Raw genomic sequence first — 18,997 nt, 5'->3', positions numbered from 1 at the left:
GACCGTCCGACGAACCGGTCCGGGCGATCGCTGCTACAGCGCGAGCTCGGCCTTCGCGAGCTCCTCCACGTTGACGTCCTTGAACGTCACGACGCGCACCGACTTCACGAACCGCGCGGAGCGGTACACGTCCCAGACCCAGGCGTCGGCCAGGCGGAGCTCGAAGTAGACCTCGCCGGCCGCGGAGCGCACCTGCAGGTCCACCTGGTTGGCGAGATAGAACCGCCGCTCCGTCTCCACGACGTACGAGAACAGGCCCACCACGTCGCGGTACTCGCGGTACAGCGCGAGCTCCATCTCGGTCTCGTAGTTCTCGAGGTCTTCGGCGCTCACGGGGCCATCCTCCCATCGGGTGCCACGTCGGCGAGGCGGACGTCGAGCGTCCCCACGGGCGTGCCGGGCAGCGCACCGGCACCACCGGTGTCGCCCCCGCCCGCGCCGTCGTCGGCCAGGGCGCGCAGGTTCCACGACCGCCGGTGCTGCGGCGTCGGGCCGAGCCGGCGCAGCGCGTCGAGGTGGGCGGGCGCCGAGTAGCCCTTGTTCTGGTCCCACGCGAACGCCGGGTACTGCCGCGCGAGGCGCACGAGCAGGCCGTCGCGCTCCACCTTCGCCAGCACGCTCGCGGCCGCGACGGAGGAGCACTGGAGGTCGGCCTTGACGAGCGTGCGCACGCCGGGCTCGGGCGACTCGGGCCCGAGGGGATCGAGCGCCGCGGCCTCGAACAGGTCGACGTCGCCACGGCTCAGCCAGTCGTGCGAGCCGTCGAGCAGCACCACGTCGACGTCGCCGCACGTCCGGCGGACCTGCGCGAGCGCCCGCCGGCCGGCGAGGCGCAGCGCCGCCACGATGCCGTGCGCGTCGATCTCGGCGGGCCCCGCGTGCCCGACGGCCCACGCCACGCCCCAGCGCTGCAGCTGCGGCACCATCGCGACCCGCGCCGCCGGGGTGAGGAGCTTCGAGTCGGTCAGGCCCTGGGGCGCGGTCCGCGTCGCCGCGTCGACGACGACGACGCCCACGCTCACGGGTCCGGCGAGGGCACCGCGGCCGACCTCGTCCATGCCCGCGACCAGCCGTGCCCCGCCCGTGAGCAGCGCGCGCTCCTGGCGCAGGGTGGGGCTCCGCCGCTTGCCCGCGGCGGACGACGCACCGTTCGCGGCGCGGCGCCGCGGCGGGGTGGGGCGGCGAACGGTCTCCGGGCCCCGCTCGACGACCGACGTCACGGCTCGGGGACCTTCGCGAAGACGTCGCCCGGGTTGCGCAGCAGGGTCGCGTCGCCCAGCGGCCACACGGTCGCGAACGCCGACCCGACGACGTTGCTCATCGGGACGAAGCCGCCGCCCGGCTTGCCCTCGTTGTACCGCGAGTCCGCGGAGTTCTGGCGGTTGTCCCCCATGACGAACAGCATGCCCTCGGGCACCGTCTTGTCGAACGGGTCCTGGCTCGGCACCGAGCCCGGCTTGATGTACGGCTCCTCGTCGATCGGCTCCCCGTTGACGCTCACGCGCCCCTGGTCGTCGCAGCACGTCACGTGGTCGCCGGGCGTCCCGATGACGCGCTTGATGAGGTGGTCGCCGGTCTCCTGCGGCAGCAGGCCGACGAACGTCAGCACGTTCGTCACGGCCTGCCCCACGGGGGTGCGCTCCGGGGGCTCGTACGGCGGCAGCCAACCGCCGGGGTCCTTGAACACCACGATGTCGCCGCGGTGGACGTCGAACACGTCCGGCACCATGCGCGAGACCATCACCCGGTCGCCGATCTCCAGCGTGTCCTCCATCGAGCCGCTGGGGATGTAGAACGCCTGCACCAGGAACGTCTTGATCAGCCACGACAGCACCAGTGCGCTGACCACGATGATCGCGGTCTCGCGCAGGACGCCCAGGCCGCGCCGCGGTGGCGGTCCCTCGGCTGCTGCGGCGGCGGTGCCGCCCGCGCCGACCACGGCGTCGAAGCTCTCGGGACCGTCTCCGGACCCCGCGGCGGGACGGTCGTGGGGTCGGGGCTCGCGCGAGCTCGGCCGGTCGGTCACGGGATCGGAGTCTGCCACGCCCTCACTCTTTCACTCGCCACCGTCCACGGCGAAACCCGGGCCGGGCAGCCCAGAGGAACTCCAGCGCACGCCCAGCCGGCCGCGACCACGGGCGACGTCCGGACGTCGCGCGGACGACGGACGGGCGGCCCTGCCGTCGCAGGACCGCCCGTCCGGGGGGTGTCAGCGCGTCGCGGCGCGGTGCGTCGCGACGCACGGCCTCACTTCGCGGCCGGCGCGTTCTCGCGCTTCTCGCGGATCTTGGCCTTCTTGCCGCGCAGGTTGCGCAGGTAGTACAGCTTCGCCCGGCGGACGACGCCGCGGGAGACGACCTCGATCGACTCGACGGTCGGAGCGTGCAGGGGGAACGTGCGCTCCACGCCGACGCCGAAGCTGATCTTGCGGACGGTGAACGTCTCGCGGACGCCGCCGCCCTGACGCGCGATGACGATGCCCTGGAACGCCTGGACGCGCGAGCGGTTGCCCTCGACGACCTTGACGTTGACCTTGACGGTGTCGCCGGCGCGGAATTCCGGGACGTCGGAGCGCAGCGAGGCTGCGTCGACGGAGTCGAGCGTGTGCATGGTTCTCTCCCCGCCCTGCCACAGGTCAGGTGCAAGATCATGGCGCACCCGCAAGGGCGCGCGGAATCTGACGTGTCGGTGGTGCGTCGGCTCCTCGACCGGGCGGGCTGACCAGCAGCCTGCCGTGACCTCCCCTGTGGCAGAGGCCGGGTCGGCGAACACACCAGCGCCCTATTCTGCCATACCGCCTGGCGCGGCTCCCGCCTCGGGACCCCCCACCGGGCGGAGGCGTCCGTCACGCACCGCCCAGCCCAGGCCCTCGAGGACGGCCCGGTCGGCCTTGTCGAGGGTCGCCGGGTCCAGCGCGGCCACCATGTCGGGCCGACGCGCCGCCGTGCGCTCCAGCGCCCGGTCGCGGCGCCAGCGCTCGATCCGCGCGTGGTGGCCGGACAGGAGCACGTCCGGCACCTCGAGGTCCTCCCACTCCGGCGGCTTCGTGTACACGGGGTACTCCAGGAGGCCGGCCGCGCCGTGCGACTCCTCCACCAGCGAGTGCGGGTTGCCCACGACCCCCGGCAGCAGCCGCCCGAACGCCTCGATCATCACGAGCGCGGCCACCTCCCCGCCGTTGAGCACGTAGTCGCCGATGGACAGCTCGCTGACCCGGTGACCGGCGGCGCGGGTGCGCTCGGCCACCCGCGCGTCGATGCCCTCGTAGCGCCCGCACGCGATGACCACGTGCTCCTCGGCGGCCAGCGCTTCCGCATGCCGCTGTGTGAACACGTCGCCCGACGGCGTGGGCACGACCAGGTGCCCGCCCCCGCCCGCGGGCAGGACGTCGTCAAGCGCGCGCCCCCAGACGTCGGGCCGCATGACCATGCCCGCTCCCCCGCCGAACGGGGTGTCGTCGACGGTGCGGTGCCGGTCGGTGGTCCAGTCGCGCAGGTCGTGCACCCGCAGGTCGAGCAGCCCGGCCTTGCGCGCCTTGCCGACCAGCGACAGGTCCAGCGCGGCGAGGTAGTCGGGAAAGATCGAGACGACGTCGACGCGCACGTCAGCCCTCACCCTGCGCGTCGTCCGAGCGGTCGACGACGACGGACCCGGCGTCCCGGGCCAGCAGCCCCCCCGGGGGCGTGAGGACCACGCGCCCGCCGTCGACGTCGACCTCCGGCACGATGGCGCGGACGAACGGGACGAGCGTGCGCTCGCCGCCGGTCTCGCGCACGACCAGGGCGTCGTGCGCCGGCAGGTGCTCCAGGCCGGTCACCTCGCCGACCACGGTGCCGTCCTCGAGCTCGGCCCGCAGGCCCGCCAGCTCGTGCGGGTACCAGGCGTCCTCCTCGTCGGAGGCATCGGCCTCCACGACGAGCTCGACGCCCCGCAGCGCCTCCGCCGCGGTGCGGTCGGTCACCTCGGCGAAGGACACGAGCCAACGGCCCTGGTGCACCCGCGCCGCCGTCACCGTCAACGGCCCGACGTCCGCAGGCTCCGTCGCGAGGGTGAGCCCCACCGCGAGCCGCTCCTCGGGGTTGTCCGTGCGCAGGTCGAGGCCGACCTCGCCCCGGAGCCCGTGCGCCCGCCCGATGCGCGCCACCACCAGCTGCATGACCACTCCTGTCTCGATCTGTCCCGGTCCCAGCATGCCGTGCTCGAGCCGCCGCCACAGACGACGAGGCCCGGCCCCACGCTGTGGGACCGGGCCTCGTCAGAGCTACGGCAGCGGGTGCGGCACGCTCAGCGGCGGTCGACGTCCACGACGTCGACCCGCACCGGGCCGTCCGTCGCGAGCGCGCCGACCACCGTGCGCAGCGCCTTCGCCGTCCGACCGCCGCGGCCGATCACGCGGCCGAGGTCGTCGGGGTGCACCCGCACCTCGAGCAGGTCGCCCCGGCGCTGCGTCCGCGACGCCACCCGGACGTCGTCCGGGTTGTCCACGATGCCGCGCACCAGGTGCTCGAGGGCCTCGGCGAGCATCAGGCCTCGGCCTCAGCCTCGGTGGCCTCCTCGGCCGCCGGCTCCTCGGCCTTCTTCTCGGCAGCCTTCGCCTTGGCCTTCTCGGCCTCGGCGGCGACGGCCTCGACCGCGGCGGCGCTGTCGGCCTTCACGGTCTTGGTCTTGAGGGTGCCCTCGGCACCCGGAAGACCCTTGAACTTCTGCCAGTCACCGGTGATCTTGAGCAGCGCGGCGACCTGCTCGGTCGGCTGCGCGCCGACGCCGAGCCAGTACTGCGCCCGCTCGGACTTGATCTCGATGAACGACGGCTCCTCGGTCGGGTGGTACTTCCCGATCTCCTCGATCACGCGACCGTCGCGCTTGGAGCGCGAGTCGGCCACGACGACGCGGTAGTACGGGGCCCGGATCTTGCCGAGGCGCTTCAGACGAATCTTGACGGCCACTGTGGTGGTGTCTCCTGGTTCTGGTGGGGCGACCTCACGCGCCGCCGGGTGGGGTCCTGGCGGTGTCCGGAGGTCAGGAACGCGACCTGCGCAGGAGAGAGGGGCCTGGGCACGCCGAGTACGGGGCCATTCTGCCAGATGGCCCCGCCCGGGCCAAAGCCACCGGAGGTGGCGGTGCTCGCACGGTTCACCCGGCCCCCACTTGGTCGGCCTCGGCCCGCTCCTCTACCCTCCCGGAGACGCGACCGAGGGCGCCGCCGGCGCCCGGCCGTCCAGCACAGAAGGGCGGCCGATCGATGGACCCGGACGCACGTACCGCGACGACGAGCACGCACCGCACCACGGTGGACGGCGTGCCCGCACGCTGGGCCGATCTCACGACCGATCCGACCACGACGCTCGCCTTCGGTGTCGGCATCCGCGACCTGGACCCGACCACGGCCGGGATCACACACCTCGTGGAGCACCTCGTGATGCGCAGGGTCGGTCGCGTCCGGTACCCGGTGAACGCCGAGTCGTCGCTCGGCTCGACGTCGTTCTACGTGACCGGGACGCCCGCGCAGACCACGGAGTTCCTCGGGCTGGTCTGCGACGCCGTGCGCGACCTGGCGGTGAACGGGGTCGGCGACGCCGACCTGGAGGCGGAGCGACGCACCGTGCTCGCCGAGATCGGGCAGGACGGGCTCTACGGCGCCCCCGACCCGCTCTCGCACCGGTACGGCCCGCGCGGCCCCGGCGCGGCGGTCGCCTCGCACCTGCGCCTGCTCGACTGGCGGGCGGACGAGGTCCTCGAGGTCGTGCGGCGCTGGTTCCACGCCGGGAACGCCGTGCTGACGAGCACCCGGCCGTTGCCGGCGGACCTGCGGCTCGACCTCCCCGCACCCGTCCGGGGGAACCGCCGGGCCGAGCCCGACCCGGTCCTCACGGGACGGGCGTGGACCTTCCACCCGGCGGAGCTGAACCTCAGCGGCGTGGTGGGGGCCCGCCACGACCGCGCCGGCGTCGAGCTCGCTCGCGCCGTGCTGTCCGACGCACTCATGGAGTCGACCCGCACGGCCACCGGCGACGTGTACTCCGTCGAGGTGGGGGCCGTCGCCCTGGCCTCCGGCACGCTCGTCCTGGTCGACCTCGACCCGCAGCCGGACCGCACGGGCGCCGTCGTCGGCACCGCGGTGGCCACACTGGACCGTCTGGCCCACGAGGGCCCGTCGACCGAACTCCTCGACGGTGCCCGCGAGACGCTCGCCAGCGAGCTCTCGCTCGGTGCCGTGCAGGCGAGCCTGCTCGACACCGTGGCCGCTCACGAGCTCCGGGGCATCCGCCTGCTCGACGCCGCCGAGCTGACCGGGGCGCTCGGGGCGGTCACCGCCGACCAGGTGCGCGACGTGCTCGCCGACGTCGCCACGTCCCTCCTGGTCTCGGTCCCCGGCGGTGTGCCGGTCGACGCACGGACGGAGCGGACGCTGACGGACGCGGGGATCAGGCCGGAGCGCCAGCACGACCCCGGGCCGCCCGCCGGGGTCGGGAGGGTGTTCCGCGGGCGCGTGTTCGGCCCGGCCCGGGGCATGTCGGTGGTCGTCCACGACGAGGCGATCGTGCTGCGCGGCGATGGTCCGGACCGGGTCGTGCGCGCCGCCGACGTCGTCCTCGCCGGGACGGACGGCGACGGGGACCTCGAGCTCGTCACCGAGTCCGGCTGTGCGTATCTCGTCGCGCCGAGCCTCTTCCGCGGGCTGGCCCGCCCGCTCGCCGCGTGGGTCGGCCGGCTCCCCGAACCCCTGCGATACGTCAAGAGCCGTCCGGGCGAGCCGGCGGCGATGGCCGCGGAGGCCTAGCAGCGCCGGCGGGCCACGCCGGATCGCCCACCCGGGGCGGTCGGCTCAGCCCCGCACGACCTGCCCGCGCAGGACGACGGCGGTCGGGTGCCGCAGCACCTCGACGTCCTCGCGCGGGTCGGCGGGATACACCACGAGGTCCGCGCTGGAGCCCTCGACGAGCGCGCCGAAGCCCAGCAGCTCGCGCGCCCGCCAGGTCGCCATCGCGACGACGTCGGCGGCGGGGATGCCCGCCGCGACGAGCTCGGCGCACTCGTCCACCACCCTGCCGTGCCCGATCGTGCCGCCCGCGTCCGTGCCGACGAGCAGCGGGACGCCGGCGTCGTGCAGCGCGCGCACGTGCTCGTACCGGCGGTCGTGCATGCGCCGCATCCGCGCCGCGTACACGGGGTACTTCTCCTCCGCCTGCCGGGCGATCTCCTCGAAGCGTGCCACCTGGAGCAGCGTGGGCGTGACGGGGATGCCGCGCGCCGCGACCTCGTCCACGAGCGGACCGACGACGCCGGTGCCGTGCTCGATGCCGTCTACCCCCGCGGCGAGCAGGTCGGGCACGACCTCCTCGGAGAAGGCGTGCACCGTGACGCGCGCCGCCTCCGCGTGGGCGGCGGCGACCGCCTCGGTGAGCACGTCGCGCGGCCACAGCGGGCCGAGGTCCCCGGCGTCGCGGTCGATCCAGTCCCCGACGAGCTTGACCCAGCCGTCGGCGCCCCGCGCCTGGGCGCGCACCGCGTCGGGGAGCGCTCCCACGTCGTCGAGCTCGAGGGCGAAGTTCCGCAGGTACCGCTTGGGTCGGGCCAGGTGGCTGCCCGCGCGCACGAGCCGCGGCAGGTCGGGGCGTTCCTGGACCCACGACGTGTCGACGGGCGAGCCCGCGTCACGGACGAGCAGGACGCCGGAGTCGCGATCGGTGATCGCCTGGCCCTCGGCCGTCTCCTGGTCGACCGCGCCGTCGGGCCCGAGACCCACGTGGCAGTGCACGTCCACGAGGCCCGGCAGCACCCAGCCCTCGAGCTCGCGGGTGGCGCTGCCCTGCGGCGACGGCCGGGTGAGGCTCACGCGCCCGTCGCGCACCCACATCTCGCCGACGTCGCGGTCGTGGCCGAGCAGGACGTGGCCGGTGAGGTGCAGCGGGACGTGCGGGGCAGACATGGACGAAGGTTACCGAGTCGCGAGACCGAGCCGTGGACGCCGGTCCGTGCGCCTCAGCGTCCGCCGAGCAGCTTGTCGAGGCCGTCCGGCAGCTGGAGCTTCGACAGGTCCTGCTCGGCCGGCTCCCCGCCGCCCACGCCGAACGCCGACCCCGGCGCCGACGGCTTCGCGGCCGGGCCGCCGAGGGCGCGCTGCATGGCCTCGCGCTCCTGCTGCGCCCGCTTCGCGGGGTTGCCCGACTTGCCCTTGACCTTCTTGGCCGGCGCCTGCTTGCCGCGCGACTTCTTGCCCCCGCCGGGCATGCCCGGCATGCCGGGGACGCCGGGCATGCCCGGCATGCCGCCGCCCTTGCTCATCTGGCGCATCATCTTCTGCGCCTGACCGAACCGCTCGAGGAGCTGGTTGACGGCCGTCGTCGTCTGGCCGGAGCCCCGGGCGATGCGCGCACGGCGCGAGCCGTTGATGATCTTGGGGTTGTCGCGCTCGGCCGGGGTCATCGACTGGATGAGGGCCTGGACGCGGTCGACCTCACGCTCGTCGAAGTTCTCGAGCTGCTCGCGCATCTGCCCCATGCCCGGCATCATCCCGAGCATCTTCTTCATGGAGCCGAGCTTCTTCATCTGCTGCATCTGCACCAGGAAGTCGGACAGGGTGAAGTCCTCGCCCTTCTCCACCTTGGCCGCCATCTTGGCGGCCTCCTCGGCGTCGAAGGCCTTCTCGGCCTGCTCGATGAGGGTGAGCACGTCACCCATGTCGAGGATGCGCGACGCCATGCGGTCGGGGTGGAAGACCTCGAAGTCGGTGAGCTTCTCACCGGTCGAGGCGAACATGATCGGGCGGCCCGTCACCGTGGCCACCGACAGGGCGGCGCCACCGCGGGCGTCGCCGTCGAGCTTGGACAGGACGACGCCGGTGAAGTCGACGCCCTCCTCGAAGGCCTTCGCCGTGGCGACCGCGTCCTGGCCGATCATCGCGTCGATGACGAACAGGACCTCGTCGGGCTGCACGGCGTCGCGGATGTCGGACGCCTGCTGCATGAGCACCTGGTCGACGCCCAGGCGGCCCGCGGTGTCGACGATGACGACGTCGTGCTGCTTGGCCTTCGCCTCGGCGACGCCGTCGCGGGCCACGCCCACCGGGTCCCCGATGACGACGTCCGTCTCGGCCCCCTGGTTGCCCGGGTGCGGCGCGTAGACCGGCACGCCGGCGCGCTCGGCCACGACGGACAGCTGGGTCACGGCGTTGGGTCGCTGCAGGTCGGCGGCGATCAGCAGCGGGGTGTGGCCCTGCTCCTTGAGCGCCAGCGCGAGCTTGCCCGCGAGGGTGGTCTTACCGGCACCCTGGAGACCCGCGAGCATGATGACCGTCGGCGGCGTCTTGGCGAGCTGCAGCGGGCGGGTCTGGCCGCCGAGGATCGCCACGAGCTCGTCGTTGACGATCTTCACGACCTGCTGCGCCGGGTTCAGCGCGCCCGACACCTCGGCCGACAGCGCGCGCTCGCGCACCGCGGCGGTGAACTCACGCACGACGGGCACCGCGACGTCGGCGTCGAGGAGCGCCCGGCGGATCTCGCGCACGGTCGCGTCGATGTCCGCCTCGGAGAGCCGGCCCCGCCCGCGCAGGTTCTTGAACGTCGCGGTGAGCCGGTCCGACAGGGAGTTGAACACCAGGCAGGTCCTCACAGAGATTCGGTCGTTGCAGCCACCTACCCTACCGTCCGACGGCGAGCGCCTGGCGGGCCCTCCCGGTGAGGTCGTCCACGAGGCTCGCACGCCACGCCGTCCAGCCCGCGGGGCCCAGCGACGACGCGTCCGCCTCCGTCACCACCCGCACCGTCTCGAGCAGGTCGGCACGGTGCTCGAGCGCGTCGAGGAGCTCCGCCACCGTGGCCGGGTCCTCCAGGTCGGCGGTCGTGGCCAGCCGCGCCAGGGTGAGATGGTGCCGCACGACGATCCCGACGTCGCGTGCCACGGCGTCGCCGAACCCTGTCCGGAGCACGACGTTCGGCGCGATCCGCGCACCCTCGACGGAGTGGTCGGGGTCGACGGCGCCGCGCCGCTTGCCGATGTCGTGCAGCAGCGCGCCGAGCAGGAGCTGCTCCGTCGGCGCCGGCGGGACGCCCGCCCCCGCGGCCACCTGGCGACGGACCTTGACGGCGCGCGCGGCCGTCTCCACGAGGTGACGGTCCACGGTGTGCCGGTGGATCGCGGCGCGCTGCGGGCGGTTGCGCACGGCCGCCCACTCGGGGATCCACGTCGTGACGACGCCCGCCAGGTCGAGGGCCTCCCAGACCGGCACCTGCGCCGGGCCCGCGCCCAGCAGCGTGAGCAGCGCGGACCGTGCGGCGGGTGGCCAGGGCGCCGGCACCGGCGGGGCCTGGGCCAGGGACTGCACGGTCACGGGCGAGAGCGCGAGCCCGGTGCGCGCCGCGGTGGCCGCCGCGCGCAGCGGCAGGAGCGGGTCCTCGGCCGGCTGCGCCCCCACGGCCAGCACCAGCTCGCCGTCGTGCTCGACGAGCCCGTCGCCCACCGACCGCAGCCGTGGGGCGGACCGGCGCCCGCGCACCATGACGGGCCGGCGGACCGCGGGCCGCTGCAGCGCCTGGCGGGCACGGCGCACGGTCGAGTCCAGCGCGTAGGAGATCTCCCGTCCGGCCTCGGCGAGGCTGGCCAGCAGCTCGTCGGGGTCGTCGTGGCCGCAGCGGGCGGCCACCTCGTCCAGGTCGGCGAGGAGCAGCTTGGTGGAGCGGCGCCGCGTCACGACGTGCACCGCGTCCCGCACGTCCAGCAGGTGCGCGTACGCCCGGTCCACCCGGCCGTGCGGGCGGTCGGTGAGCCAGGTGGCCGCGAGCGCCGACAGCAGGACGGCGTCGCGGATGCCGCCGCGCGACTCCTTGAGGTCCGGCTCGATGAGGTAGGCCAGCTCCCCCGCCCGCTCGGCGCGCTCGCGGGCGCTGTGCAGCAGCTCGGGCAGCCGCCGGCGCGACGCCGAGCGCCAGTCGGTGAGGATCGCGGACGCCGCGCGGTGCACGACGACGGCGTCCCCCGCGACGGGTCGCACGTCCAGCCAGCCGACGGCGGCGGGCAGGTCCGTGGAGGCGAGCCGGCGGGTCTGGCTCAGGGAGCGCACCGCGTGGTCGACGTCGACGCCCGAGTCCCAGAGCGGGTACCAGAGGGCGTCGGCGACGCGGGCGAGCTCGTCGGGCTTGTGGGTGCGTCCGTCGTGCACGAGCACGAGATCGAGGTCGGAGAGCGGGCCGAGCTCGCCGCGCCCCAGGCTGCCGACGGCGGCCAGCGCGAGGCCCGTCGGGTCGACGTCGGCCGTGGCGGCCTCGAACAGGGGGGTGAGGCGGTCGGTGACGAGCTGCTGCAGGGCGGTACGGCGCGCGATCCCCGACCGGCCCGGACCGGTGAGCCCGTCCGCGACGGCGAGCAGGTCGGCGCGCAGCGCGCCGACCTGCCCGCCGACGGCGTCGGCCACCTCAGAGGGCCGCGTCGCCGTGCTCGCCGGTGCGCACGCGCACCACGTCGTCGAGCGTCGTCGTCCACACCTTGCCGTCACCGATCCGCCCGGTCTGGGCGGCCTTGACGACGACGTCCACGACCGTGGACGCGTCCTCGTCCGCGACGAGGACCTCCACGCGGACCTTGGGCACCAGGTCGACCGTGTACTCGGCGCCGCGGTACACCTCGGTGTGGCCCTTCTGGCGGCCGTAGCCGCTGGCCTCGCTGACCGTCATGCCGCGGATGCCCGCGGCCTCGAGGGCCGACTTCACGTCGTCCAGGCGGTGGGGCTGGACGACCCCGGTGACGAGCTTCATGCGCGGATCTCCCTCTTGATCTGGCCGCCGGCGGAACCCTGCGGGACGGTCTCGTACGCGGACTCGCTGTGCACCGCGAGGTCGATGCCGCTCACCTCGGCCTCCTCGGACACCCGCCAGCCCATGACCGCCTTGAGCGCGATCGCGACGAGGTACGTGATGATGCCGGAGAAGACGACCGCGACGACGGCGATGATCGCCTGGACCGCGAGCTGGTTCAGCCCGCCGCCGTAGAACAGCCCGGTCTCGGTGGCGAGGAAGCCGATGGAGACGGTGCCCCACAGGCCGGAGACGAGGTGGACGCCCACGACGTCCAGCGAGTCGTCGTAGCCAAGCCTGTACTTGAGGCCCACCGCGAAGGCGGAGAGCACGCCGGCGATCGCGCCGACCGCGATCGAGCCCACGGGGCTGACGGACCCGGCGGCCGGGGTGATCGCGACGAGGCCCGCCACGACGCCCGACGCCGCGCCGAGCGACGTCGCGGAGCCGTCGCGCAGCTTCTCCACCAGGAGCCAGCCGAGCACGGCGGCCGCGGTGGCGACGGTCGTGTTCACCCAGGCCAGGCCGGCGAAGCCGTCGGCCGTGAAGGCGGAGCCGCCGTTGAAGCCGAACCAGCCGAACCACAGGAGGGCCGCGCCCAGCATCACGAGGGGCAGGTTGTGCGGGCGCATCGGCTCGGAGCCGAAGCCCTTGCGCTTGCCGACCACCAGGGCGAGGACCAGGGCGGCCACACCGGCGTTGATGTGCACGACGGTGCCGCCGGCGAAGTCGATGGGCGTCGCGATGGACGCGAACGGCCCGTCGCCGGACAGCAGGCCGCCGCCCCAGACCATGTGCGCCATCGGGAAGTAGCAGAGGGTCACCCACACGGCCACGAAGACCATCCAGGTGCCGAACTTGGCGCGGTCCGCGATCGCGCCGGAGATCAGGGCGACGGTGATGATGGCGAACGTCGCCTGGAAGCCGACGCCCACGATGCCCGGGACGCCGAAGTCGTCGATCGCGAACTCACCGGCCGCGTCGTAGATCGCGCCGGACAGCCCGAACTGGTCGAACGGGTTGCCGACGATGCCGCCGAGGTCGGCGCCGTAGGACATCGACCAGCCCCACAGCACGTAGACGACGCCGACGACGGCGATCGCGCCGAACGACATCATCATCATGTTCAGCACGGACTTGCCGCGCACCATCCCGCCGTAGAAGAGCGCGAGTCCAGGGGTCATCAGGAGCACGAGAGATGCCGACATCAGCATCCACGCGGTTGCTCCGGTGTCCAGCTCCATGAGTTGTTCCTCCCTCACCAGCCGGGCGGCCGGGTCGGGCACTACCGTGGTCGGGCGGCGTTTCGCCTGGAGTGTTCTGGTGTTTCGTGGGTGTGACAAGGCCCCGTCACGCGTGAACTTTGCGTGACGGGGCCTCGTCGGCAGGCTCGCCGGCTGGTCAGCCGAGCAGGCCGTCCACGAACTGCTCGGGGTCGAACGGCGCCAGGTCGTCCGGGCCCTCCCCCAGGCCGACGAGCTTGACCGGGACGCCGAGCTCGCGCTGCACGGCGACGACGATGCCGCCGCGGGCGGTGCCGTCGAGCTTGGTGAGCACGATGCCGGTGACGCCGGCGACCTCGCCGAACACGCGCGCCTGGTTGAGGCCGTTCTGGCCAGTCGTGGCGTCGAGCACGAGCAGCACCTCCGCGAGCGGCGCCTCGCGGGTGATGACGCGGGTGATCTTGCCGAGCTCGTCCATGAGGCCCGCCTTGTTCTGCAGGCGGCCGGCGGTGTCGACGAGGACGACGTCGGTGCCCTCGGCCTTGCCCCGCTTCACGGCGTCGAACGCGACGGCGGCCGGGTCGGCGCCGTCGCGGTCCGAGCGGACCGTCTCCACGCCCACCCGCGCGCCCCAGGTCTGCAGCTGGTCGGCGGCCGCCGCGCGGAACGTGTCGGCCGCGCCGAGCACCACCGACCGGTCCTCCGCGACCAGCACGCGCGCGAGCTTGCCGACCGTCGTCGTCTTGCCCGTGCCGTTGACGCCCACGACCAGCACGACGGCGGGCAGCCGCTCCCCGTCCTCGCCGACCGGGCCGGTCGTGGCGACCTCGCGGTCCAGGGCGGGGTCGACGACCTTGAGCAGCTCCTCGCGCAGCAGCTCGCGCACGGCCTTCGGGTCGCGTACGCCGAGCACGCGCACGCGGGTGCGCAGGGCGTCGAGCAGCTCCTCCGCCGGTCCGGCACCGATGTCGGCGAGCAGCAGCGTCTCCTCGAGCTCGTCCCAGTCGTCCTCGGTGAGGTGGTCGCGGGACAGGACGCTCAGCAGCCGCGCGCCGAGCGGCGAGCCGGACCGGGCGAGCCGGTCGCGCAGGCGCACCAGGCGGCCGGCCACCGGCTCGGGCGTCTCGAGCGCGGGCGCGGTCTCCACCGGGGCGGCGGCCTCCGGCACCGCGACGGGCGACGACTCCGCGGGAGGTGCGGCCGGTTCCGCCGGGGGCGCGACCGCCGTCGGGCCCTGCGCGTCGTGGTCGGCGTGCCGGCGGCGCGACCTCGGGACGAGCAGGGCGGAGCCGACGCCGATCACGACGACGACGCCGAGGAGGATCCAGAGCCAGGTCAGATCAGTCACGCGCACAGTCTCCCAGAAGCGCACCACCGCGCCGCCCGGCGCGGACGGTCACCGGGACCCGGGAGTCCGGGGGTCACTCCGGCTTGCGGACCGTCCCCACGTGCCACGAGCTGCGGGCCTGCAGGCGGGCGCGGTGCAGCGCCTCGGTGAGCTCCTCCGGGTCGACGTACCCCGGGGCGTCCTCGATCGTCGCGGCGAAGAACTCGTCCATGCCGGTCTCGACCGGGGCGGGGGGCGCCACGCGCTTGCGGCGCAGCCCGGACCGGAAGTCGCGGAGGAAGCGACCGAGACCGGGGGCCTCGTCGTCCTGTCCCTCACGACGCTCCATGACGTTGGCCACGAGGAACACCACCGCGGCGAGAACGAGGGACCCGAGGACCCAGAGGACGAACGTGAGCATGGCGCTATTCTCCCCGCGCATCGACGGTCTCGCGCATCCGCTGGGAGATGACGGTCGTCACACCGTCGCCGCGCATCGTCACGCCGTACAGCGCGTCCGCGACCTCCATCGTGCGCTTCTGGTGGGTGATGACGATGAGCTGGGAGTCCTCCTGCAGCTCGCTGAAGATCTCCAGCAGGCGACCCAGGTTCACGTCGTCGAGCGCCGCCTCCACCTCGTCCATCACGTAGAACGGGCTGGGGCGCGCCTTGAAGATCGACACGAGGAACGCGACCGCCGTGAGCGACCGCTCCCCGCCGGACAGCAGCGACAGCCGCTTGACCTTCTTGCCCGCCGGGCGCGCCTCGACCTCGATGCCCGTGGTGAGAAGATCACCCGGGTCGGTGAGGACCAGGCGCCCCTCCCCGCCCGGGAAGAGCCGGCCGAAGACCCGCTCGAACTGCTCCGCGGTGTCGCGGAACGCCTCGGCGAAGACCTGCTGCACCCGCTCGTCGATCTCCTCGACGATGTGCAGCAGGTCCTGGCGCGACTTCTTGAGGTCCGCGAGCTGCTCCGTGAGGAACTGGTGCCGCTCCTCCAGGGCCGCGAACTCCTCCAGCGCGAGCGGGTTGACGGCGCCGATGCGCGCGAGGGCCCGCTCCGCCGTCGCGAGCCGCTTCTCCTGCTCCGCACGCACGTAGGGCACCGGCTCGGGGTCCGGGTCCTCCTCGGCGGCGTCGGCGGGGCGCGCCACCGGCACGTCGCGGTGCGGGCCGAACTCCTCGACCAGGACGTCGGGGTCGCTGCCCAGCTCGTCCACCGCCCGGGCCTGCAGCTGCTCGAGCCGGGCCACCTGCTGGGCGCGCGCCACCTCGTCGCGGTGCGCGACGTCGGTGAGGTCGCGCAGCTCGGCCGCCAGCCGGTCCGCGTCGGTGCGGACCGACTCGAGCTCCTGCTGCCGCGCGGCGCGCTCCTCGTCGGCGGCGGCGCGCTCGGCCTGGGCGCGCTCGATCGACCGGGCGAGCGCGGCGAGGGCCGTGCCCGCGTCGTCGCGCACCGCGGCCGCCGTCCGCGCCTCGGCCGCCCGCTGCACCGCCCGCCGCTCGGCCTTCTCCCGCGCGGCGCGCTCCTGCGCCGCGGCCCGCGCGAGCCCCTGCGCGCGGCCGGCGACGGCCCGCGCCCGCTCCTCGCTGGTGCGCAGCTCCAGCCGTGCCTCGGTCTCCGCGGCGCGCGCCGCGGTGGCGGCCTCCTGCGCTGCCTCGCGCGCGGCCTGCGCCTCGGCCACCTGCTCCTGCGACTGCGCGGGCTCGGCCTCCGCGACCTCCAGGCGCCGGGTCAGCTCGGCGAGCTCCGCCGCGTCGGCCTCCCGGCGCTCCGCCGCCTGGGTGAGCGTCTTCCGGTGCCGCTCGGCCTCCGCCAGCGCCGACCGGTGGGCCGCGCCGAGCGTCCCGAGCTGCTCCGCGACGGCGGCGAGCGCCGCGTCCGACTCGTGGAGCCGCGCGAGGGTGTCGTCGTGGGCGGCCTGCGCCTCCTGGAGCCGCTCGCGCGCCCCGACCAGCTCGAAGCGGCAGCGCTCGCCGCGGGCCGCGGCGTCGTCGAGCCCTTCCTTGGCCTCGTCGAGCGCGGAGGTCAGGTGCAGCACGCTCGGCGCTGCCGCGGAGCCGCCCCAGGCCCTGCCCGCCCCCAGCAGGTCCCCCGCCCGCGTCACGGCCACGACGTGGGGCTCCTTCTGGACCAGCGCGCGCGCCTGGGCCAGGTCGTCCACCACGACGACGTCGCGCAGCAGCGCGCGCAGCGGCGCGGCCGCCGGCCCCGCCACGGTGACGACGTCGGCCGCGCGGCGCGCGCCGTCGGGCAGGTCGGCGGGAACCCCGGGCTCCCCGGACGCGCCGCCGTCGCCGGTGCGGTCCGTGCTGCCGCTCGTGCTGCCGTCCGTGCCGCCCACGACGAGCCCGGCGCGTCCGGCGTCGTCGTCGCGCAGCCGGCGCAGCGCGTCGACCGCCGCGTCGAGGTCGCGCACGGCCACGGCGTCCGCGACCGGGCCGAGCGCGGCCGTCACCGCGTCCTCGTAGCCGGGCTCGACGCCGAGCAGCGCGGCGACCGAGCCGAGCACGCCGGGCGCGGCGTCCGCGAGCAGGGCGCCCGCGCCGTCCTTGCGGTCCAGGCTGAGCTCCAGGGCCTCCACCCGCGCGCTCCACGTGGCGCGGTCGCGCTCGGCCTCGGCCGCGCGGGCCTCGAGGTCCTGCACCGCCGCCTGCGCCCCGGCGAGCGCGGTCGCCGCCTCCTCGTGCCGGGCGTCGAGGTCCTCCTCGCCCTCCTCGGCGCCCACGACCTGCACCTCGAGGGCGCCGAACTCGCGCGCGGCCTCCTCGGCCCGGCGCTCGGCCTCGGCCACGACCTCGCGCACCCGCTCCAGCTCGGCGTCGCCGGCCTCGACGCGGCTGCGCCGCGCGGCCACCTGCCCGGAGAGTCGGGCGAGGCCCTCGCGCCGGTCGGCGGCGCCGCGGTGCAGCGTCGCGAGCTCGCGCTCCGCAGCGTCCGCCGCCTTCTCCGCGTCGGTGCGCGCGGCGACGGCGGACTCCAGCGCGGCTCGCGCGAGCTCCACCTCGCGGGTCAGCTCGGCCTCCGTGGCCCGCGCGCGCTCGGCCTGCGCCTCGAGGTCCGCGGGGTCCTGGCCGCGGTGCTCCGGCTCGGCGGCACCGAGCAGCCGCACGCGCTCGTCGGCCAGGGTCGCGAGGCCGCGCAGCCGCTCCCGCAGCGCGCCGAGGGCGTGGAAGGCGTCCGCCGCGCGGCCGGCGTCCGCGACCGCGGCGGACGCCGCGACCTCCAGGCGTGCGAGGTGCTCGCGCGCCCGCTCCAGGCCCTGCTCCGTCTCGCGCTGCCGCTCGCGCAGCGCTGCCTCGTCGGCACGCTCCTGCGCCATCTGGGCGGTGAGCTGGGCCAGGTCGTCGGCGAGCAGGCGCGCCTTCGCGTCGCGCAGGTCGGCCTGGACGGTGCGGGCCTTGCGGGCCGCCTCCGCCTGCCGTCCGAGCGGCCCGAGCTGGCGGCGCAGCTCCGCGGTGAGGTCCGTGAGGCGGGCGAGGTTGCCCTGCATCGCCTCGAGCTTGCGCAAGGCCTTCTCCTTGCGCTTGCGGTGCTTGAGGACGCCGGCCGCCTCCTCGACGAACCCGCGCCGGTCGTCGGGGGTGGCGCGCAGGACGGCGTCGAGCTGCCCCTGCCCCACCACGACGTGCATCTCGCGGCCGATGCCGGAGTCGCTCAGCAGCTCCTGGATGTCCAGCAGGCGGCACGAGCTGCCGTTGATCGCGTACTCCGAGCCACCGCTGCGGAACAGCGTGCGGGAGATCGTCACCTCGGTGTACTCGATCGGCAGCGCGCCGTCGGTGTTGTCGATCGTCAGCGACACCTCGGCGCGGCCCAGCGGCGGGCGGCCGGCGGTGCCGGCGAAGATGACGTCCTCCATCTTGCCGCCGCGCAGGGACTTGGCGCCCTGCTCCCCCATGACCCAGGAGAGTGCGTCGACCACGTTCGACTTGCCCGAGCCGTTCGGCCCCACGACGCACGTGATGCCCGGCTCGAGGCTCAGCGTCGTCGCCGAGGCGAACGACTTGAAGCCGCGGAGCGTGAGCGTCTTGAGGTGCACCCGGCGAGCCTAACCGCCGGAACCCGCCGATCCGCGGAACGACGCCGCTGCCGACCCGACGCCGCACCGGGACGTCCGGACATGCCGACGGCCGGGCCCGTGCAGGGGCCCGGCCGTGCGACGTCGTGCGAGGGGTCGTGCGTGAGGCGCGAGCCCTCAGAGGTTCGGGAACCAGAGGCCGATCTCGCGGGCCGCGGACTCCGGCGAGTCCGAGCCGTGCACCAGGTTCTGCTGCACCTTGAGGCCCCAGTCACGACCGAGGTCGCCGCGGATGGTGCCGGGGGCGGCCTCGGTGGGGTTGGTCGCGCCCGCCAGCGAACGGAAGCCGGGGATGACGCCCTGGCCCTCGGCCACGACGGCGAGCGTCGGGCCGGAGAGCATGAAGTCGACGAGCGGCTGGTAGAACGGCTTGCCCTCGTGCTCCGCGTAGTGCGCGGCGAGCAGCTCGGTCGTGGCCTGCTTCAGCTCGACGGCGACGAGCGTGTAGCCCTTCGCCTCGATGCGCCGCAGCACCTCTCCGGACAGGCCGCGGCGCACGCCGTCGGGCTTGACGAGCACCAGGGTGCGCTCGATGGCGGGCTCGGCGGGCAGGGTCGTGTCTGCGACGTCGGTCAT

The 18,997-nt window shown here is 74.8% G+C and carries 18 protein-coding genes; 1 reads left to right on the top strand and 17 read right to left on the bottom strand.

Annotated elements, in window-relative coordinates:
• Positions 1 to 33: 33 nt before the first annotated feature.
• From ACQP60_RS03335 to rpsP, 8 genes are all read right to left on the bottom strand, one after another.
• The gene (locus ACQP60_RS03335) at positions 34 to 333 is read right to left on the bottom strand and encodes a DUF2469 domain-containing protein (protein ID WP_013838354.1); all 300 of its coding nucleotides are present in this window, start codon (positions 331 to 333) and stop codon (positions 34 to 36) included.
• A complete protein-coding gene (locus ACQP60_RS03330) occupies positions 330 to 1,109 on the bottom strand; it encodes a ribonuclease HII (protein WP_429728801.1) in 780 nt (259 codons plus the stop codon). The genes ACQP60_RS03335 and ACQP60_RS03330 overlap by 4 nt, the downstream gene beginning before the upstream one ends.
• 107 nt (positions 1,110 to 1,216) lie before the next feature.
• The gene (gene lepB, locus ACQP60_RS03325; RefSeq protein WP_429728402.1) at positions 1,217 to 2,044 is read right to left on the bottom strand and encodes a signal peptidase I; all 828 of its coding nucleotides are present in this window, start codon (positions 2,042 to 2,044) and stop codon (positions 1,217 to 1,219) included.
• Positions 2,045 to 2,247: 203 nt separating this feature from the next.
• Positions 2,248 to 2,610: a 50S ribosomal protein L19 gene (gene rplS, locus ACQP60_RS03320; RefSeq protein WP_429728400.1), complete on the bottom strand. Its 363-nt coding sequence runs from the start codon at positions 2,608 to 2,610 to the stop codon at positions 2,248 to 2,250.
• Positions 2,611 to 2,781: 171 nt separating this feature from the next.
• A complete protein-coding gene (trmD, locus tag ACQP60_RS03315) occupies positions 2,782 to 3,603 on the bottom strand; it encodes a tRNA (guanosine(37)-N1)-methyltransferase TrmD (protein WP_429728800.1) in 822 nt (273 codons plus the stop codon).
• 1 nt (position 3,604) lies between these two features.
• Complete coding sequence (gene rimM, locus ACQP60_RS03310) at positions 3,605 to 4,156, bottom strand: ribosome maturation factor RimM (protein WP_429728398.1); 552 nt, start codon at positions 4,154 to 4,156, stop codon at positions 3,605 to 3,607.
• Between the two features lie 128 nt (positions 4,157 to 4,284).
• Entirely contained in the window at positions 4,285 to 4,524 is a 240-nt protein-coding gene (locus ACQP60_RS03305) for an RNA-binding protein (RefSeq protein ID WP_429728397.1), read from the bottom strand.
• Positions 4,524 to 4,946, bottom strand: a complete 423-nt coding sequence (rpsP, locus tag ACQP60_RS03300; RefSeq protein WP_429728396.1) for a 30S ribosomal protein S16 — start codon at positions 4,944 to 4,946, stop codon at positions 4,524 to 4,526. The genes ACQP60_RS03305 and rpsP overlap by 1 nt, the downstream gene beginning before the upstream one ends.
• Positions 4,947 to 5,242: 296 nt before the next feature.
• On the opposite strand from rpsP, the gene ACQP60_RS03295 reads away from it, so the two are divergent.
• Positions 5,243 to 6,781: a M16 family metallopeptidase gene (locus tag ACQP60_RS03295; protein ID WP_429728395.1), complete on the top strand. Its 1,539-nt coding sequence runs from the start codon at positions 5,243 to 5,245 to the stop codon at positions 6,779 to 6,781.
• A 45-nt stretch (positions 6,782 to 6,826) separates the two neighbouring features.
• Here the strand turns inward: ACQP60_RS03295 and ACQP60_RS03290 are convergent, their stop codons facing one another.
• The 9 genes from ACQP60_RS03290 to ndk all read right to left on the bottom strand — a co-directional run bounded on the left by ACQP60_RS03290 (position 6,827) and on the right by ndk (position 18,997).
• Positions 6,827 to 7,930 carry an amidohydrolase family protein gene (locus tag ACQP60_RS03290; RefSeq protein WP_429728394.1) on the bottom strand — a complete coding sequence of 368 codons (1,104 nt, stop codon included), beginning with the start codon at positions 7,928 to 7,930 and terminating at the stop codon, positions 6,827 to 6,829.
• Positions 7,931 to 7,983: 53 nt separating this feature from the next.
• Positions 7,984 to 9,597, bottom strand: coding sequence for a signal recognition particle protein (ffh, locus tag ACQP60_RS03285; RefSeq protein ID WP_429728393.1), 1,614 nt, complete (start codon positions 9,595 to 9,597; stop codon positions 7,984 to 7,986).
• A gap of 43 nt (positions 9,598 to 9,640) precedes the next feature.
• Complete coding sequence (locus tag ACQP60_RS03280; protein WP_429728392.1) at positions 9,641 to 11,410, bottom strand: [protein-PII] uridylyltransferase family protein; 1,770 nt, start codon at positions 11,408 to 11,410, stop codon at positions 9,641 to 9,643.
• Position 11,411: 1 nt separating this feature from the next.
• Positions 11,412 to 11,750 carry a P-II family nitrogen regulator gene (locus ACQP60_RS03275; RefSeq protein WP_429728391.1) on the bottom strand — a complete coding sequence of 113 codons (339 nt, stop codon included), beginning with the start codon at positions 11,748 to 11,750 and terminating at the stop codon, positions 11,412 to 11,414.
• Entirely contained in the window at positions 11,747 to 13,033 is a 1,287-nt protein-coding gene (locus ACQP60_RS03270) for an ammonium transporter (protein ID WP_429728390.1), read from the bottom strand. Before ACQP60_RS03270 ends, ACQP60_RS03275 begins: the two co-directional genes overlap by 4 nt.
• A gap of 157 nt (positions 13,034 to 13,190) precedes the next feature.
• Positions 13,191 to 14,360 carry a signal recognition particle-docking protein FtsY gene (gene ftsY / locus ACQP60_RS03265; RefSeq protein ID WP_429728389.1) on the bottom strand — a complete coding sequence of 390 codons (1,170 nt, stop codon included), beginning with the start codon at positions 14,358 to 14,360 and terminating at the stop codon, positions 13,191 to 13,193.
• Between the two features lie 73 nt (positions 14,361 to 14,433).
• Entirely contained in the window at positions 14,434 to 14,760 is a 327-nt protein-coding gene (locus tag ACQP60_RS03260; RefSeq protein WP_429728388.1) for a hypothetical protein, read from the bottom strand.
• A gap of 4 nt (positions 14,761 to 14,764) precedes the next feature.
• A complete protein-coding gene (gene smc, locus ACQP60_RS03255; RefSeq protein WP_429728387.1) occupies positions 14,765 to 18,382 on the bottom strand; it encodes a chromosome segregation protein SMC in 3,618 nt (1,205 codons plus the stop codon).
• Positions 18,383 to 18,538: 156 nt separating this feature from the next.
• The gene (ndk, locus tag ACQP60_RS03250; RefSeq protein ID WP_429728386.1) at positions 18,539 to 18,997 is read right to left on the bottom strand and encodes a nucleoside-diphosphate kinase; all 459 of its coding nucleotides are present in this window, start codon (positions 18,995 to 18,997) and stop codon (positions 18,539 to 18,541) included.

Source organism: Isoptericola variabilis, from assembly GCF_050311655.1.
In the GTDB taxonomy this organism is placed as follows: domain Bacteria; phylum Actinomycetota; class Actinomycetes; order Actinomycetales; family Cellulomonadaceae; genus Isoptericola; species Isoptericola variabilis.
Note: the sequence above shows the minus strand (reverse complement) of the source record. Positions and strands in the feature narration are given on the sequence as shown.